The 11,844-nt window shown below is 60.2% G+C and carries 12 protein-coding genes; 5 read left to right on the plus strand and 7 right to left on the minus strand.

The window, feature by feature from the left end:
• Positions 1-20 precede the first annotated feature (20 nt).
• Together B0E33_RS06815 and B0E33_RS06820 are read left to right on the plus strand one after the other, a co-directional pair.
• A complete protein-coding gene (locus B0E33_RS06815; RefSeq protein WP_023002106.1) occupies positions 21-788 on the plus strand; it encodes a FadR/GntR family transcriptional regulator in 768 nt (255 codons plus the stop codon).
• A gap of 17 nt (positions 789-805) precedes the next feature.
• Complete coding sequence (locus B0E33_RS06820) at positions 806-1,942, plus strand: alpha-hydroxy acid oxidase (RefSeq protein WP_023002107.1); 1,137 nt, start codon at positions 806-808, stop codon at positions 1,940-1,942.
• Between the two features lie 4 nt (positions 1,943-1,946).
• Here the strand turns inward: B0E33_RS06820 and B0E33_RS06825 are convergent, their stop codons facing one another.
• Positions 1,947-2,747, minus strand: a complete 801-nt coding sequence (locus B0E33_RS06825; RefSeq protein WP_077290765.1) for a helix-turn-helix transcriptional regulator — start codon at positions 2,745-2,747, stop codon at positions 1,947-1,949.
• 129 nt (positions 2,748-2,876) lie between these two features.
• Between B0E33_RS06825 and B0E33_RS06830 the strand changes: the two genes are divergently transcribed.
• Complete coding sequence (locus B0E33_RS06830) at positions 2,877-3,854, plus strand: threonine dehydratase (protein WP_077290766.1); 978 nt, start codon at positions 2,877-2,879, stop codon at positions 3,852-3,854.
• 56 nt (positions 3,855-3,910) lie between these two features.
• On the opposite strand, the gene B0E33_RS06835 is transcribed toward B0E33_RS06830, so the two are convergent.
• On the minus strand, positions 3,911-4,609 hold the full coding sequence (locus B0E33_RS06835) for a type 1 glutamine amidotransferase (RefSeq protein WP_077290767.1): 699 nt from the start codon (positions 4,607-4,609) through the stop codon (positions 3,911-3,913).
• Positions 4,610-4,765: 156 nt separating this feature from the next.
• Here B0E33_RS06835 and B0E33_RS06840 point away from each other — a divergent pair, with 156 nt between their 5' ends.
• Positions 4,766-5,683, plus strand: coding sequence for a DMT family transporter (locus tag B0E33_RS06840; RefSeq protein WP_023002111.1), 918 nt, complete (start codon positions 4,766-4,768; stop codon positions 5,681-5,683).
• A 39-nt stretch (positions 5,684-5,722) separates the two neighbouring features.
• Here the strand turns inward: B0E33_RS06840 and B0E33_RS06845 are convergent, their stop codons facing one another.
• Together B0E33_RS06845 and B0E33_RS06850 are read right to left on the minus strand one after the other, a co-directional pair.
• The gene (locus tag B0E33_RS06845; RefSeq protein ID WP_023002112.1) at positions 5,723-6,613 is read right to left on the minus strand and encodes a LysR substrate-binding domain-containing protein; all 891 of its coding nucleotides are present in this window, start codon (positions 6,611-6,613) and stop codon (positions 5,723-5,725) included.
• A 171-nt stretch (positions 6,614-6,784) separates the two neighbouring features.
• Positions 6,785-7,660 carry a LysR substrate-binding domain-containing protein gene (locus B0E33_RS06850; RefSeq protein WP_006935582.1) on the minus strand — a complete coding sequence of 292 codons (876 nt, stop codon included), beginning with the start codon at positions 7,658-7,660 and terminating at the stop codon, positions 6,785-6,787.
• Between the two features lie 263 nt (positions 7,661-7,923).
• On the opposite strand from B0E33_RS06850, the gene B0E33_RS06855 reads away from it, so the two are divergent.
• Complete coding sequence (locus B0E33_RS06855) at positions 7,924-8,238, plus strand: DUF1127 domain-containing protein (RefSeq protein WP_023002113.1); 315 nt, start codon at positions 7,924-7,926, stop codon at positions 8,236-8,238.
• Between the two features lie 125 nt (positions 8,239-8,363).
• Here the strand turns inward: B0E33_RS06855 and B0E33_RS06860 are convergent, their stop codons facing one another.
• The 3 genes from B0E33_RS06860 to B0E33_RS06870 form a co-directional block, all read right to left on the minus strand.
• Complete coding sequence (locus tag B0E33_RS06860) at positions 8,364-9,137, minus strand: DUF937 domain-containing protein (protein ID WP_077290769.1); 774 nt, start codon at positions 9,135-9,137, stop codon at positions 8,364-8,366.
• 146 nt (positions 9,138-9,283) lie between these two features.
• A complete protein-coding gene (locus B0E33_RS06865; RefSeq protein WP_023002115.1) occupies positions 9,284-10,657 on the minus strand; it encodes a glutamate--cysteine ligase in 1,374 nt (457 codons plus the stop codon).
• Positions 10,658-11,009: 352 nt separating this feature from the next.
• Entirely contained in the window at positions 11,010-11,768 is a 759-nt protein-coding gene (locus B0E33_RS06870) for a 16S rRNA (uracil(1498)-N(3))-methyltransferase (protein WP_077290770.1), read from the minus strand.
• Positions 11,769-11,844 lie beyond the last annotated feature (76 nt).

The raw sequence follows: 11,844 nt of genomic DNA on the forward strand, positions 1-11,844 counted from the left end.
ACAATTGGAGCGGGAGCGGCATGTTTCAGCCGGTCGATCATCAGAAGACGGCAAATGCCGTGGTGGAGCAGATCGAAGATCTGATCCTGAAGGGCGTGCTGCAGTCCGGCGACAGGCTGCCAGCCGAGCGCGACCTTGCCGACCAGATGAACGTCTCCCGTCCTGTGCTTCGCGATGCCTTGAAGACGCTTGAGGACCGCGAGCTGATTTCGTCGCGCCGGGGTGGCGGCACCTATGTTGCCGAGCTGATCGGCCCGATCTTTTCCGAAGCAGTGGTGCAGCTGATTGCCCGGCACCCGGGCGCGGTAAACGACTATTTCGAATTCCGGCGGGGCATCGAGAGCCAGGCGGCAGCCCTTGCAGCCGCACGGGCCGCCCCATCCGACCTTGCCCGGCTGCAGGACATAGTCCGCCAGATGCAGGAAGCGCATGACAGCGAGGACCTGCCTGCAGAAAGCCGGCTGGACGTTGCCTTTCATCACGCGGTCGGTGAAGCGGCCCACAATGTGGTGATGCTGCACACTCTCAGGTCCTGTTACCGGCTTCTGGAAAACGGCGTCTTCTACAATCGCGGGCGCCTTTACCACCACCCGTCGGCACGGATCGAGCTGCTGCAGCAGCACAAGGCCATTGCCGACGCCATTCAGACCGGGGATGCCGACCGCGCGAGGCAGGCCTCGGAAAACCATATCGACTATGTGCGCGGCACCCTTGCCGAAACGAAGGATCTGGACCGGCGCGAGCAGCTGGCCGGCCTGAGACGGACCCGAAAACCGGCTCGCGCGTGAGCCTCAGGAGGAATTCGATGACTGTTGTGACCGATGTTGCCGACATGCAGGCCCTTGCCCGGCGCCGGGTACCGAAGATGTTTTACGACTATGCGGATACCGGTTCCTGGACGCAGAGCACCTACCGCGAGAACGAAGCGGCGCTGCAGCGCCAGAAGCTGCGCCAGCGCGTGGCCTGCAACATAGACAACCGCTCGGTCAAGACCACCATGATCGGCCAGGACGTAACGATGCCGGTTGCCCTTGCCCCTGTCGGCCTGACCGGGATGCAGCGCGCCGACGGTGAAATTCTCGCGGCCCAGGCCGCAGAAGAATTCGGTGTCCCTTTCACCCTGTCCACCATGAGTGTCTGCTCGATCGAGGATGTCGCCGAGAACACCAAGAACCCGTTCTGGTTCCAGCTCTACGTCATGCGCGACAGGGGCTTTTCGGAAAACCTGATGCAGCGTGCAACGGCTGCCGGCTGTTCGGCACTCGTTCTGACGCTTGATCTTCAGGTTCTGGGCCAGCGGCACAAGGATCTGAAAAACGGCCTGTCCACGCCGCCGAAGCCCAAACCGCACGTTCTGCTGGATCTTGCCTTCAAGCCGCGCTGGTGCTGGCACATGCTGCAGACCAAGCGCCGCCAGTTCGGCAACATCCATGGCCACGTGTCCGGTGTTGGCGACATGACCTCGCTTGCCGAATGGACCAACAGCCAGTTCGACCCGACCCTCGACTGGTCCTCGGTGGAATGGGTGAAGTCCCATTGGAAGCGCAAACTCATTCTCAAGGGCATCAACGATGTGGAGGATGCGAAGATCGCGGCGGACGTCGGGGCCGACGCGATCGTCGTCTCCAACCATGGTGGCCGTCAGCTTGACGGAGCTCTTGCCTCCTATGAAGTGCTTCAGGACATCGTCGATGCGGTCGGCGACAAGATCGAAGTGCATTTCGACAGCGGCATCCGGTCCGGTCAGGATGTCTTCAAGGCCGTCGCGATGGGAGCCAAGAGCACCTACATCGGCCGCGCCTTCATCTATGGCCTCGGCGCCATGGGCAAGGAAGGGGTCTCGAAGGTGCTGCAAATGATGCACAAGGAACTGGACGTCACCATGGGCCTTTGCGGCGAAACCGACATCAAAAAGGTCGGCCGCCACAACTTGGTGCTCTGACGGATCAGCGATCCGGGCGCGCGAACTTGGAGGGACTGACCCCGAGGCGCGTCCGGAAACTCGCCGTCATGTGGCTTTGCGAGGAAAAGCCCGACCTGAGGGCGATTTCCGCAAGCGGCTTGCCGGTGGAAACGATGAGCGCCCGGGCGCGTTGCAGCCGCCGGCTGACGATATAGTCGTAGGGCGACTGCCCACAGTAAGCCGAGAAGGCACGGCTCAGGAAACTGGCCGAAACGCCGATTTCCTGCGCCAGAACGGCAACGGACAGATTTGACCCAAGATCGGCCTCGATCCTGTCCGCCACTTTCCGAAACCGGTTGCCTGTCATCCATCTGGCAGCCTTGCCAGGGCGCTGCGGCTTCAGCCCCGCCTCTGCAAGTGCGTTGATGCACGCTTCGGTTTCCAGATGATCCAGAGGCGTATCCGACAACATCCACTTGCGCAGTCTGCCTGCGGCCATGGAAGCAGATTTCGACAGGATGTTGGTGCGGTAACACCCTTCCGTCAGACGGATTTCGCGACCGCTGACCAGAAGATATTCACCGCCCATTTCTGACTGGGAGCGGATGTCGCAGCCGCTGGGTGTCAAAGCCAGCGTGTTGGGCAAGCGAACGAAATCTTCTCGCCTGTCCGAAGCGATGGCATGGCTGCCCGCCTGACAGTCAAACGCAAAGCCGATGGTTCCCGTATCTGCCACGAAACCGACATCGTAACCGGCGGCCGGCAAAAGGCAGAGCCCATATCCGGCGACCTCCCGGTGGATGGGCACAGATCCAGGCTGGGTATGAACAGTGTCCGTTTGCATGGCGCGCAAACCTGACGCAGGAACAGGGGCCGCGCAAGTCCGAATAGGTTCAGGATCCTGAAAGACAGTGCGGAGAACGCGGATATACTTGCGGCCGACCAACACCAGAAACCGGACCTGACCACGCCCATGACCGCTCTCTTCACCCTGGACGACCTTGAAGCCGCTTTTCCGATCGTGCGCCAGCTTGTGCCGGAAACGCCAAGTTATGCCTGGCCACTCCTGAAGGAGCGGTTCGGCCTGGAAATCGCGGTCAAACACGAGAACCACACCCCGATCGGCGCCTTCAAGGCGCGCAGCTCCATCGTCTACATCCAGAAACATATCGAAGAACACGGCCGCCCCAGCGGCGTCGTAACGGCCACCCGCGGAAACCACGGCCAGTCCATGGCGCTGGCTGCCCGAACGCTTGGCCTGCCCGCCACCATCGTGGTGCCGGAAGGAAATGCGGAGGGCAAGAACCGGGCGATGAAGGCCTTTGGTGCTGATCTCGTGATCGACGGTCGCGACTTCGACATTTCCCGGCGCACTGCCGAGCGACTGGCCCGTGAGAGCGGTTTCCTGATGGTGCCGAGCTTTCACAGGAACATCGTCCTTGGCGTTGCGACCTACGCGCTGGAATTTTTCAGGGCGCATGACGATCTCGACGTGGTCTATGTCCCCGTTGGCATGGGTTCCGGCGCCTGCGGACTGATCACGGTGCGCGACCTTCTGGGGCTTAAAACCGAGATCGTGCCTGTCGTCACGGAAAACGCCCCCGCCTACAGGCTGTCCGTCGAGGCGGGAAAAATCGTGACCACGGAAACCGCAGCCACTTTCGCCGACGGCATGGCCTGCCGGGAGCCGGTACAGGCGGCGCTTGATATCCTGCAGACCGGCTCCAGCCGGATCGCAACGGTTACGGATGACGAGATCGCTGCCGCCATCCGCGTCCTGTTTGCAGATACGCATAATCTCGCCGAAGGTGCAGGTGCTGCCGCCCTCGCCGCATTGATGCAGGATGCGCCAAAGCTTCATGGCAGGAAGGCCGGTATCATTCTGTCAGGAGGCAACCTGGACGAAACAGCAATGCAGACAGTTCTGACCGGTGGAACACCGGTGGTCTGAATACCGGGATGATAATACCCCGGGACACAACCCCGGAACCAGAAGTGCGATAAGTCTCAAAGCAACGACAGCCAGGCCTTTGCAATTGCGGCTCCGGTCTCGTCGGCCTTTGCTGCATGGCGGGACGCTTCGGTGTCGAAACGGCTGTGCCAGTCCGGCGTATGCGCACGAATGTCCTCACTGAAGGCTTCGCTCCAGTTACGTACTTCCGGAAGGCCGGTTTCGAAATGGAACTGGATTGCGTAGGTCAAATCGCCCATGCGGAAGGCCTGGACCGGTGTCATGGCGCTGCTCGCCAGAAGCACCGCCCCGTCCGGCAGCGTTACGGTGTCGGAATGCCAGTGGAACTGAGGAGCACCGGCCCCGAGCTTGCCGACCACGGGGTCTTCCAGCCCTGCGTCGGTCGGTGTCACGTCGCGCCAGCCGAATTCAACCGGCAAGCCCAGAAGGTTCTCTCCACCAAAGGCGCGGGCGATCAGCTGCGAGCCCAGACAAATGCCGAGGACGGGCTTGCCGGCATCGTCAAAGGCACGGATCAGGTCGCAGACCTTCGGCAGATGCGGGTAGGCTTCGTCCGCCAGCGCATCCTGGGCTCCGCCCAACACGACCAAGCCGGCAAACGCATCGGTGGCTTGGGGTAGCGGCTCGCCTTCAAATGCCTTGACGGTGTGCCAGCTGTGACCTTCCTGCGTAGCGACACGACCGAGAATGCCAAGTTCCGTATGCTGATAGTTCTCAACGACGAGAAAATGCATGTTGTCCTCTAACCTGCTCACAAGCCTTACCGCTTCAATTCCGGCAGGACTTTATCCATGCGCAACCTTGATGAAAACATCAAAAACAATCATTTGCATTGAAGTGTCCTGACCGCCAATCTTAGGAACAACATCCCCATAAAGATCGGTTCATTCATGAGCGTTGCATCCCCCAGCCTCCGGCCCGGCTCTGCCGGTTTCAGTGCAACCGACTATGGTCTTTACGCGGCGACGGTTCTTGCCTGGGGCTTCAGCTGGATTGCGATGAAGGGCCAGGTGGCAACGGTCGCGCCTGAAGTGTCTGTGTTCTGGCGCTTTGTGCTGGCAGCGTCGATCATGATGGCGTGGGCACGCTTTCGCGGACACCATCTTGCCTTCGGCCTTCAGGATCACCTGCGGTTTGCCGGACTTGGCGTGTTTCTGTTTTCCACCAACTTCACGCTGTTCTACTACGGCGCGGCCATTTTGCCGTCCGGTTTGCTGGCGGTGATCTTCTCGACCGCCTCGATCTTCAACCTGTTTCTGGGACTGATCCTGTTCGGCCAACGGCCAAGCCCGATCGCTCTCGGTGCCGGGCTGCTCGGCTTTCTGGGTATCGGCCTGATGTTCTGGCCGAAGCTGGCCGGGGCAGAGTTCAATGATGAAGCTGCCATTGGCCTCGCCATGTGCGTCGGCGGCACATTGTCCTTCTGCCTGGGCAACATGCTGTCGGCTGACACCCAGCGGCGCGGCATCGGCGTTACACCTGCTACCGCCTGGGGCATGGTCTACGGCATGCTTTTCCTGGGGGTCTTCTCGGCCCTGCGCGGCCAGAGTTTTTCCGTCGAATGGTCCGTGAACTATTTCGGAAGCCTGATCTATCTGGCTGTTGTCGCCTCGGTCATCGCCTTTGCTTCCTACCTGACCCTGCTCGGCCGCATCGGCTCGGCGCGGGCAGGCTATGCCACCGTGATGTTCCCGGTGGTCGCTCTCACTCTGTCGACCATTTTCGAAGGCTATCAGTGGACGCCAGTGGCCGCCGCCGGTCTGGCCTGTGTCATCGGTGGCAACCTGATGATGCTGCGCGCCCGATAGGTCTATCCCTGACATGAGAAGAAACCGGACGGCGGAGGTTTATTCCGCCGCCAGTTGCGTTGTGCCGCTGCCAACGTTGCCGATGGCTGCCACCAGGTGGTTGCACAACGTATCGTGCATGGTTTCGCGTGCCGTATCCGAGCGCAGCAGGGCGATGTCGCAATAGGGCAGCGTCGGAAAGCCGTCCTTCTCGTCCAGAATACGCATGCCGTCTCGAATCGCGCTTTCAGGAAACACCGTCACGGCAAGTCCGGCCTGAACCGCACCGACGAGAGCCGCCGCGCTGGAGCTTGTGTAGGAGACCCGGTAGGGGCGTCCCGACCGGTCGAGCGCATCCATCGAAATCCGGCGCCAGCCACAGGTGACCGGTCCGAGTGCCAACCGGACAACGTCCTGTGTGTGGGCGCAATGTTGGTTAGACGTAACCCAGTAGAGCGGCTCACGGCGAATGATTTCACCGCGCAGGTCCATCGTATCCTGGGAGGTCGTGATGGCGACGTCGAGCGTTCCTTCCCGGATCGCATCCGTCAGCCGGGCACTGGACAGACATTCCACCTGCACTTCAATGGAAGGATTGAGCCGGTTGAAGGCCGCCAGCACCTGCGGCAGCAGCCGGTCGGCATAATCGTCCGGCACGCCCAGCTTCACATGGCCGACTTCCTTCTGGCCATTGAAGGCAGACAGGGTCTCGTCATTCAACATGATCATCCGGCGGGCGAACTCGACCAGCCGCAGGCCGTTTTCCGTCAGCCGGGACTGGCGCCCGTCCTTGATGAAGATCGGCTGACCAACACGCTCTTCCAGCCGCCGCATCTGCATGGAGACTGCCGACTGCGTCTTGTGCACAGCCTCACCAGCCTTGGTGAAGCTTCCCAACTCCGCGATCGCCAAAAACGTTCGAAGTTGGTCGATGTCCAGTGCGTGATGCATGCAAGGACCCTATGAAATGAGCCACAAACCGGTGGTGAAATTTGAGATTCGAATTGATTTACTAAAGATACATCACAACTTCTTACACTTCAATCGATATTTGGCCAGCAGGACAAATCAATACTCTAGGTAAGATTTTGAAATCGTTCCGGGAATTCCGTTCGCCTGCAACTATTCGGCCGCGAGTGGAACCGAAAGGTTGTCGAGCGATGAAACAATGTGCTCGACCAGGGCATCCGTGACCCGGGAATTGTTATGCCAGGACCGCATGATACCTATTTCGCAATCGGGCAATTTCGGGAAACCCTCGGCTTCCGTCAGGACCCGCATGCCGGACCGAAGCGCAGATTCCGGCAGAACGGAAATGGCAAGCCCGGCCAGGACGGCGGCGCCGACTGCCGTAGAGTTCCAGCTTGAATAAAGCAGGCGATGTTCGCGCATCTGATCGCTGAGCGCATTGATCGCAGCCCGGCGCCAGTCGCAGGTAGCGCGTCCCAGCGCCAGAGGCAGGGGCGACTCGTTTTCCACCGCGTGGCGGGCCGAGACAACCCAGAGCAAAGGTTCGCGCCGTACCAGATCTACGTTCTTGCGACCACGCTTCTGTACGTGGGTGATGATGGCGACATCCAGCTCACCCTCGGCGATCATGTCGGCCAGATTGGGTGTCGGGGCGCAGACGACGCTGACCTCCGCCTTGGGGTTGGACCTGGAAAAGCGCGCCAGAATTTCCGGCAGGAACCGATCTGCGTAGTCGTCCGGTGTGCCCAGACGCACGAGCCCGGCAAGTTCCGTGTCATCGAAAGCGGCAAGCGTCTCGTCGTTCAATTGCACGAGCCGGCGCGCGTAGTGAAGCAGACGCTCGCCATGTTCGGTCAGGCGGGACTGCCGGCCAACCCGGACAAAGAGCGGTTTGCCGATCCGCTCCTCCAGACGGCGCATCTGCATCGACACCGCCGACTGTGTCTTGTGCACATTGTCCGCCGCCTTGGTGAAGCTGCCGCTTTCGGCAATGGCCACAAAGGTCCGGAGCTGATCCAGGTCGAGCATGAGCGCCTCACTGATAAAGGATGCTCATATTTAACATGGCATCCATTTAAAGGGGAAATGATTTCGCGAAGCGGCCGCCTTGCTTGAATCGAAGCGCTTTGGGGATTTTGACTTCACAGAAAGTGATAATTTCAATCACAAACATTCGTTGGATTAATAGCAGCAAACAGTCCACATAGGAGATGTTCCACAACAAGCGACGCCAAATCAGGCTCGGAACAGGCAGTCGGAATCCCTCCGTCCGCCAACAGGAGAATTTTGCCATGACACATACAGCAAGCACCCCGTTCTTCGCTCTCTTCGGGCAGATGGTTGCCCGTGTATGGCGTGTGTCCAAAAACCGTCGTCAGTTCGCGGAACTGAATGACTGGTCCGACGAGCAGTTGAAGGACATCGGCCTGACGCGGAGCGACGTTCGACGCGCATTGGCCCAACCGTTCTATACCGATCCGACATCCTTGGTGAACGGATCTTCAGCGCTCCGCGAGACCATCGGCTATAGCGCCGCCAATTCGGCGCAGGACAAGCCGATGATGACGCTCGTGACCGAAAGCAAGACCCGCCAGCTGGCGGCCTGACCTTTCGGCTGACCTCCCCTCATTTGCAGCCCCTGTCGGCAAGCCTTGCTGACGAACCTGACCCGCCTCCCGGCGGGTCTTTTTTTTGCAAAAAGCGTTAAGGGCGGCCCAAACCTGAAGACGGCTCAAACGTCGCGGAAATCCTTGGCGGCCTTTTCGAAGAAACTGTCGAAAGCCTTGAACTGGTTGGACTGGAAATCACGGCCGGCGGACATCCAGCTCGAAACCATTTCCTCAAACTCGGACGCATTGCCCTCAGGGGCGTCCGGCTCGTCGTCCGGGGGCAAGTCTTCTTCCTGCGGCTCGGGCTCAGGCTCTGGTGATGCGGATTTCGTAACAATGCTGGCCGGTTGCAGGAACGCGCCCCAGAAGGATTGCATCGCCTCGGCATAGCCTTGCAGGTAGTCGACCGGGGTCGGTTGCGGTTTCGGCCGGCCTCTGGCAAAGCCGCGCAGATAGGCGTCAAGCAGGTTACGAGCTTCACCGTGGACAAAAGGCCTGGCGATCTGCCCCATGGCAAGCGTCGCCGCCACGGGCATCATTTCCTGGATGGCATCGCGCTGAAGGCCTGTGAGGCCGGAAATCTGGCTGGCAAGCGCCTTTTGAACAGCTTCAGGCCCGAAAAAGGGTGTCAGGGCCGCATCGGACGGACTCTGGAACAGACCTGCGTAGCCGGCAAAGGGGTTTTGCGCGACTGTGCCAAGCGGCGACGTCTGCCCGAGGAACTCCGAAAAACCCGGTACCGTGCTGCCGAAGTAGCGGAAACCGTTGAGCGCGGCAGGCAGGAGCTGCTCCATCACCCGGCTAAGGTCTTCATTCGACCAGCCGAAGCGGTTGCGCACATCTTCCGACAAGGAAAAGATGTCGAAGGGAGGAGCTCCCGTCTCGCTGCCAGTCATTTGCGTCGCTCCGCTCACGCTGTTGCAAGGCCTTGAGAAAAAAGACCGATCACAGACAGAGTGACGCTTCGCGGGCCTCAGGTCAATTCAGGCCTTTTGCGGACAGTGCCGGTCGCCCACAACTTGATGCTGCGGGCGGAGCTTGTTCAGTAGGCGTAGTCGCGGAAGACCTGGCTGATATCGCCCTTCCAGGAACCGTTATAGCGCTGCAGCAGAACGTCTGCCGGGCACATGCCGGAGGCGAGGCCTTCCTCGATCGGAGCCAGATGCACGCGCTCGTCCAGATCGCCATCGCTGAGGCGATTGCGACGCTTGAGACCTTCCTGGGACAGGGCAAGCACCTGTTTGGCGACATCCAGAACGGTGCCTGAGCGGAAAGGTGTCTGCAGGGCGGTTTTGGGAACGCCTGCACGAAGAGCCGCGCGCTCTTCCTGGGTCCAGTCCTTGACCAGTTCCCAGGCCTGATCGAGCACGCCCTTGTCGTAAAGTAGGCCGACCCAGAGTGCCGGCAGAGCGCAGATGCGCCGCCACGGGCCACCGTCTGCGCCGCGCATCTCGATGTATTTCTTCAGACGGACATCGGGGAAAAGCGTGGACAGGTGGTTGTTCCAGTCACCGATATTTGGCGTTGCATCCGGAACCTTGCCTTCCAGCGCGCCATTCATGAACTGGCGGAAAGTGGTGCCCGTAACGTCGTAGTAGGTCGAGCCGCGCTTGACGAAATACATCGGCACATCAATTGCCCATTCCACATAACGCTCGAAGCCGAAGCCTTCCTCGAAAGCGAAGGGCATGTCGCCGGTGCGGTCGTGATCGGTGTCGGTCCAGATCTGGGCGCGGAAGGACTTGAAGCCGTTCGGCTTGCCTTCCGTGAACGGCGAATTGGCGAAAATGGCGGTCGCGATCGGCTGCAGAGCCAGGCCGACGCGCATCTTGAGGGCCATATCGGCTTCGGACGAGAAATCGAGGTTCACCTGGATGGTTGAGGTCCGGTACATCATGTCGAGACCAAGCGAGCCGACCTTCGGCATATAGTTGGTCATGATGTCATAGCGGGATTTGGGCATACGCGGCATGTCGGCACGTGACCATGTCGGGGTCATGCCGATGCCAAGGAAGCCGATACCGAGCGGTTCGGCCACGCGGCGCACATCGGCAAGGTGCTGGTTGGCTTCGCGGCAGGTCAGGTGCAGGTTGTCGAGCGGCGCGCCAGAAAGTTCGAACTGACCGCCCGGCTCGATGGAAATCGCGCCGCCGCCGCGGTCGTCGGCCAGACCGATGATCTTGCCGGCGTCCTCGATCCGCTCCCAGTTGATCAGCTTTTCCATGCCGGTCAGGATGGCCTCGACGCCCTTTTCACCGCCATAGGGAATTGGCGTCAGTTCGTTCAGGCAGAAGCCGAATTTTTCGTGCTCGGTGCCGATGAGAAACTTCTCTTCCGGCTTACAGCCCTCCTCGAGCGTCGCGGCAAGATCCGCAACCGTTTCAATCGGGGTGGAGTCGACCGTATCGCGGGCCATGAAAGCGTCCTAAAAACTGCGCGGCCCGTCAGGCTGCCCCCTACAAACCGCAGTGATCCGGCGCGTTCCGGGAGGAACGCTTTTGAGCCTCGGTGATTTAGGTTTCTTGAAACAAGAATGCAAGCAAGGAAACGACACCGAAGTGTGCGTGGTGATCATGCCGGTCCGTTTCAGGAACGCAAGCCGTTCGTCGGGGAATGTGCAACCGGCTTCTGCAACGGTGCCGATCCCAGCTTTGCCCTGACCTCGCAGAGGAGCGATACCAGATCAAGCAAGGTCCCTTCCCCCAAAGCTTTCACGTGATCCTGAACATGAATAACGGTTCCGTGCAGCCAGAAAGCCGGACAGCCGCCTACCTCCAGTCGCCCACCGTTGCCTGCAGAACCGCCAGGGCTGCGACAGCTGCCGTGTCGGCGCGCAGGATACGTGGGCCCAGGGGAATTGGCGTGACAAAATCGAGACTGCACAGAAGAGACCGCTCCTCCTCGGAAAAACCGCCTTCCGGCCCGATCAGTATGGCGAGCGGCTTCGGACCGCTTTCCTTCATCTGGGCCAGGGTCAAAAGCGGATTGTTTGTCCCTTCCGCTTCATCGCAGAACAGCAACCTGCGGCCGGGCTGTGCTTCGTTCCAGACCGCAAGCACATCTGTCAGCGGCTGGGGCGCAAGAACTTCCGGCACGGCCAGAACACCGCATTGCTCGGCCGCTTCGATCACATTTGCTTCCATCCGCTCGAGATTGATTCGACTGGCCTGGGTATGCTGGGTCAGCACCGGCTTCAGGCTGCCAGCTCCCATCTCCACGGCCTTTTGCACCATATAGTCCAGCCGGGCGTGCTTGAGCGGCGCGAACATGTACATCAGGTCATTTGCCGAGGTTTGCTCACGGGTGCGTTCCATCAGCTGCAAAGTGCAGTCGCGCCGGCCATTGCTGACAATCTTGGCCAGCCATTCACCATCATTGCCATTAAAGACAAGCACGTAGTCGCCATCCTTGAGGCGCAGAACGTTCAGCAGATAGTTCGCCTGGCTGCGGTCCGCTTCTATGCGTGCGCCATCGGCAAGGATATGTCGCAGGAACAGTCGTTGCATATTGAACTCGTATTTGGCCATGGTGCTTAGGTATGCGCTCGATTGTGAGGGTTTCAAGGCGGTTCGGATGGCTGTGGAAGCTTCCACAGCCTATTCG

Origin of the sequence: Roseibium algicola, assembly GCF_001999245.1 — a bacterium.
GTDB classification, from domain to species: Bacteria; Pseudomonadota; Alphaproteobacteria; order Rhizobiales; family Stappiaceae; genus Roseibium; species Roseibium algicola.

What these genes read in the sequence shown, in the direction of transcription:
- B0E33_RS06815 (WP_023002106.1), top strand. Translation starts at nt 21, where the DNA reads ATGTTTCAGCCGGTCGATCATCAGAAGACGGCAAATGCCGTGGTGGAG.
- B0E33_RS06820 (WP_023002107.1), top strand. Translation starts at nt 806, where the DNA reads ATGACTGTTGTGACCGATGTTGCCGACATGCAGGCCCTTGCCCGGCGC.
- B0E33_RS06825 (WP_077290765.1), bottom strand. Translation starts at nt 2,747, where the DNA reads ATGCAAACGGACACTGTTCATACCCAGCCTGGATCTGTGCCCATCCAC.
- B0E33_RS06830 (WP_077290766.1), top strand. Translation starts at nt 2,877, where the DNA reads ATGACCGCTCTCTTCACCCTGGACGACCTTGAAGCCGCTTTTCCGATC.
- B0E33_RS06835 (WP_077290767.1), bottom strand. Translation starts at nt 4,609, where the DNA reads ATGCATTTTCTCGTCGTTGAGAACTATCAGCATACGGAACTTGGCATT.
- B0E33_RS06840 (WP_023002111.1), top strand. Translation starts at nt 4,766, where the DNA reads ATGAGCGTTGCATCCCCCAGCCTCCGGCCCGGCTCTGCCGGTTTCAGT.
- B0E33_RS06845 (WP_023002112.1), bottom strand. Translation starts at nt 6,613, where the DNA reads ATGCATCACGCACTGGACATCGACCAACTTCGAACGTTTTTGGCGATC.
- B0E33_RS06850 (WP_006935582.1), bottom strand. Translation starts at nt 7,660, where the DNA reads ATGCTCGACCTGGATCAGCTCCGGACCTTTGTGGCCATTGCCGAAAGC.
- B0E33_RS06855 (WP_023002113.1), top strand. Translation starts at nt 7,924, where the DNA reads ATGACACATACAGCAAGCACCCCGTTCTTCGCTCTCTTCGGGCAGATG.
- B0E33_RS06860 (WP_077290769.1), bottom strand. Translation starts at nt 9,137, where the DNA reads ATGACTGGCAGCGAGACGGGAGCTCCTCCCTTCGACATCTTTTCCTTG.
- B0E33_RS06865 (WP_023002115.1), bottom strand. Translation starts at nt 10,657, where the DNA reads ATGGCCCGCGATACGGTCGACTCCACCCCGATTGAAACGGTTGCGGAT.
- B0E33_RS06870 (WP_077290770.1), bottom strand. Translation starts at nt 11,768, where the DNA reads ATGGCCAAATACGAGTTCAATATGCAACGACTGTTCCTGCGACATATC.